Raw genomic sequence first — 4,246 nt, forward strand, 5'->3', positions numbered from 1 at the left:
CGGATCATGACGCTTGTTCCCCAATACATACCTATGCAGGTGGCGGGAAGCTTATGATCAATCATGGATGAAAATCTCCATACGTTTAAGGTTTAATCCAGGACCACTGCAAATCCATTTCCTGAATACATTCACGGTTATCATGTTCATCATTGGCCACCAGTGGGGTCACTGGATAGATACTCATGTCTCCTTGCTCATACGTGCGCAGTAGAGGCAACAGCTCATCTATGTTCTGGACAGACGGGTCCAACCATGAATCTATATGATCAGCTTCCAAAATAGCCGGCATACGGGTATCGAATTCACGTATATCCGTATTGGCATGAACTGTCATCATCGTACAGGTGCGTAAAGGCTCCTTACGACTATCCTGCCATACTTCATATAGCCCCGCGACCGCAAACATCTTCTGTTCCGGCAGTACCACCCGTACAGCACACATGCGTTTACCCAATTTGCGCCAATAATAAAATCCATTGCATGGAATGATACAACGTCGGGTTTCCGCCATCTTGCGATAACTCGGATTTACCCGAACCGTATTCAAGTCTGCATTGACACAATCCTTGCCCCAGTAGGGAATAAATCCCCAGCGAAATTCATCAAGTACCCGTTCTCCATCCTGATGCAGCACAATTGGAACATGCTGAGTGGGACTCATGTTATAGCGTGTTTTGTAATAATACATCACCCGTTGTATACCAAAATGATCCCTAACCTCATTCAAATCAGCCGATAACGAAAACCTTTTGCACATATGCTATTCACCCTTCCGCCTTTTTCACCTATTGTGCGGATATACAAGGAAAAATATGCATATGCAGGTTTTACAAACATCCAATAAACGACAAAACATATAGCAATATCCCCGCAGTTGTGAAGCTACGGGGATAGATACTAGCTTATATCGTTATTACTTCTTTTCTACCGCGTGACCGCCAAATTCATTGCGCAGCGCAGCAACCACTTTCCCGTTGAACGTGTCCGCATCAAGAGAACGGTAGCGCATCAGCAGGGACAAAGCAATGACTGGAGTTGCAGCCTGAATGTCCAGCGCTTCCTCAACCGTCCATTTTCCTTCACCAGAAGAGTGCATAACCCCACGGATTTCGTCCAGGTTTGCATCTTTGGAGAATGCCCGTTCAGTCAAGCCCATCAACCAAGAGCGAATAACAGAACCGTTGTTCCACACACGCGCTACTTGTTCATAATCAAAGTCAAAGCTGCTTTTTTCCAGCACTTCAAATCCTTCACCAATGGAAGCCATCATGCCGTATTCCACACCGTTATGAACCATTTTCAGAAAATGTCCGCTTCCGGATTTACCTGCATACAGATATCCGTTTTCCACTGCTGTGTCGCGGAAAATAGGCTCAACAACCGCCCAAGCTTCCGGATCGCCACCGATCATGTAACAAGCGCCATTGCGTGCGCCTTCCATCCCGCCTGAGGTTCCAGCATCCATGAAGCTGATACCATATTCTTGAAGACGGGCATGGCGAGCAATAGACTCTTTGTAATGAGAATTACCACCTTCAATAATGATGTCTCCTTTGGACAACATCGGTTGAAGCTGATCCAGCACAGAATCCACAATTTGGTGAGGAACCATAATCCACAATACTCTAGGGGATTGAGTTGCCTGTACAAGCTCTTCCAATGTGGAAGCACCTGTAGCTCCATAATCCTTCATTTCTTGGATGGCGGCTGCATTGACGTCGTAAGCCACAAGTTCATGCTTATGATCAATCAAATTTTTCCCGAGATTTAAGCCCATTTTTCCCAAACCAATTAATCCTACTTGCATTGTAAAGGCCTCCTGCCGTAGCAAACATATTTTGTATATACTTTCTTATTGATGTTAAGAACGAACGACTGCTTTTTCAGTGCTTTCGGACTTTTCGTCCAGCCACCATGTAAAGCCTTGCTCTTCCAACAATTGATCTGAAGCTTCTGGACCGTAAGAGCCTGCTGCATACGTATGAAGTGGAACCTCACCACGAGCAAAAGCTTCCAGTACAGGTTGAACCCACACCCATGAAAGCTCAACTTCGTTCCAATGAGCAAAAAAGGTGGAATCGCCGCGCAACGCATCAAAGATGAGGCGCTCATAGGCTTCTGGTACATCCTTGGCCTCGGAATGATAATTCATCAGAACCGTTTCCAGTTGACCAGCGTTTAACGGGTCTCTGCTATTCAGACGCAGCGTTACCTTTTCATCCGGGTTAACATGGATGATCAGCAAGTTCGGGTCAGTCGGTTGCCCTTGAGCGGCATAAGGATCTGTGCTGTCCTTTTTGAATTCCACAACGATACGAGTAGATTTTTCTTTCATGCGTTTGCCAGTACGAATATAGAAAGGTACACCCGACCATTGTTCGTTGTCAATCCATAGGCGAGCTGAAATGAAAGTATCATTTTGTGAATCAGGACCGATGTCCGGCTCTTCATTATAGGAAGGAACTGCTTTTCCGTTGATCTCACCGTTGGTATATTGGCCTCTAACCACGTTGGAAGCAATATCGAAAGGATCAAGCGCACGAAGCGCGTCCATCACCTTGCTTTTTTCGTCACGCACCTGATCAGCCGTGACATGTCCCGGCTTGTTCATAGCCGTCATCATCAACACCTGTAGCATGTGATTTTGTACCATATCACGAATAGCGCCGGAGTGATCGTAGTATCCCGCTCGCTCCTCCACCCCTACAGTCTCGGAAGCGGTAATTTGCACATTGGAGATGTATTGATTGTTCCATATCCCTTGAAGCAACGGATTAGCAAATTTTAAGGCTTCCAGGTTTTGTACCATGGGCTTACCTAAGTAATGGTCAATACGATAAATCTCATCCTCAGCAAATGTTCTGCTCAGGCGATCATTCAGCTCACGTGCTGATTCCAGATCATGTCCAAATGGTTTTTCGATAATGAGCCGTTTCCAACCCTTTGTTTCAGCTAAACCACTCTCCCGAATATTGAGGGCAATCACATCAAAAAATTCCGGTGCCACCGATAAGTAAAACATGCGGTTCCCCGGAATTCCCAAGTCATTTTCACGTTGCTCAGCAAGCTGCAGCAGCTTTTTATAATCTTCCGGGTGGTTGACGTTCAATGCGCTGTAACGGAAAGCACTTAAGAACTGATCCATCTGTGCACGGTCTTCATTCACGTGTCTGGAAAAATCCTTAATGGATTGCTCTACATTACTTTGAAATTGCTCGTCCGCCACTTCACGACGCCCCATCCCAATTACAGAAAAGGAAGCCGGAATTTTACCTTCTACAAACAAATTATACAAGGCAGGGTAAATTTTGCGTTTCGCCAAATCCCCTGTCGCTCCAAATAAGACAAATGTCATTGAATCCATGAAATATTCCTTCTTCCCATTATAAAGATGAGGTTATTAAAAGTTACCTGAGGAATTAACGTAACCCATAATACACCCAAAATAAGGGGCAAGTCAATCAAATTTTAGCGAAATCGTGAACATTCGATATATCCTGTAATGATAACGTTTTCTGTGGTATGATTGACGAAAGGAAAGAGAAAAAACTGTTAAATATGTCACAGTTGATACAAAGCGTTATAGTTACTATTGGTATACAGAGTTACTTTTAGTATACTGTTTAAAACAACAATGAAATTGAGGGGATTCAGATGAGCGACGACAGGCAGCCTAAGCTTTTGTGCGGTAAGGTGGAACAGTCCTTTCAGATCATCAGCAAAAAATGGACCGCTCTCATCATTCATACTTTGATGGAACATCCCAAACGATTTAGTGAAATTCACGTCTCCATACCTGATCTTAGTAAACGCATGCTGAACGAACGCATCAAGGAACTAGAGCTTTCCGGCCTGATCCTTCGCAATGTCATCACAGAGCGGCCTGTGCGTACCGAGTATTCGCTGACACGCAAGGGTAAAGAGCTAGGTGATGCATTAAATGGTGTGGAGAGCTGGGCCGAGAGATGGCTTTAACCGCTAACAGGAGGTCGTCACACAGGGTCTCCTGTTATTGTGTTACCCCATGTGGATCATAATACAAACTATAGTACGAAAATAATGGAACAACCGCGCAACAGCTCATGATTTCAGAATGAGCCAAGGAAGGATGAGAAAGATGGCATTTGGCATTACCCGGCAGGAGCTTATGGCCTGGAAAAGAGAGGTCAGTCGTGGTGAAATTGCTTTCCTGACACATTACTGGCTGGATGATCGCTTTCCAGGCATTACAACCGTCACCAAG

4 protein-coding genes are annotated in these 4,246 nt (G+C 45.0%); 1 reads left to right on the forward strand and 3 read right to left on the reverse strand.

All coding sequences use genetic code 11. The features are described from left to right. Positions 1-85: 85 nt before the first annotated feature. The 3 genes from GRP75_RS20115 to zwf all read right to left on the reverse strand — a co-directional run bounded on the left by GRP75_RS20115 (position 86) and on the right by zwf (position 3,367). A complete protein-coding gene (locus GRP75_RS20115) occupies positions 86-760 on the reverse strand; it encodes an SOS response-associated peptidase (RefSeq protein ID WP_071558831.1) in 675 nt (224 codons plus the stop codon). 156 nt (positions 761-916) lie between these two features. After that, positions 917-1,810, reverse strand: coding sequence for a phosphogluconate dehydrogenase (NAD(+)-dependent, decarboxylating) (gene gnd, locus GRP75_RS20120; RefSeq protein WP_053325295.1), 894 nt, complete (start codon positions 1,808-1,810; stop codon positions 917-919). A gap of 54 nt (positions 1,811-1,864) precedes the next feature. Further along, entirely contained in the window at positions 1,865-3,367 is a 1,503-nt protein-coding gene (gene zwf, locus GRP75_RS20125) for a glucose-6-phosphate dehydrogenase (protein WP_160790177.1), read from the reverse strand. 290 nt (positions 3,368-3,657) lie between these two features. Here zwf and GRP75_RS20130 point away from each other — a divergent pair, with 290 nt between their 5' ends. Next, positions 3,658-3,978, forward strand: coding sequence for a winged helix-turn-helix transcriptional regulator (locus GRP75_RS20130; RefSeq protein WP_007430161.1), 321 nt, complete (start codon positions 3,658-3,660; stop codon positions 3,976-3,978). Positions 3,979-4,246 lie beyond the last annotated feature (268 nt).

Source organism: Paenibacillus sp. OT2-17 (assembly GCF_009827695.1).
In the GTDB taxonomy this organism is placed as follows: Bacteria; Bacillota; Bacilli; order Paenibacillales; family Paenibacillaceae; genus Paenibacillus; species Paenibacillus polymyxa_B.

Excerpts from the sequence above, each read along its gene's own strand:
- GRP75_RS20115 (WP_071558831.1), bottom strand. The coding sequence starts at position 760 with ATGTGCAAAAGGTTTTCGTTATCGGCTGATTTGAATGAGGTTAGGGAT.
- gnd (WP_053325295.1), bottom strand. The coding sequence starts at position 1,810 with ATGCAAGTAGGATTAATTGGTTTGGGAAAAATGGGCTTAAATCTCGGG.
- zwf (WP_160790177.1), bottom strand. The coding sequence starts at position 3,367 with ATGGATTCAATGACATTTGTCTTATTTGGAGCGACAGGGGATTTGGCG.
- GRP75_RS20130 (WP_007430161.1), top strand. The coding sequence starts at position 3,658 with ATGAGCGACGACAGGCAGCCTAAGCTTTTGTGCGGTAAGGTGGAACAG.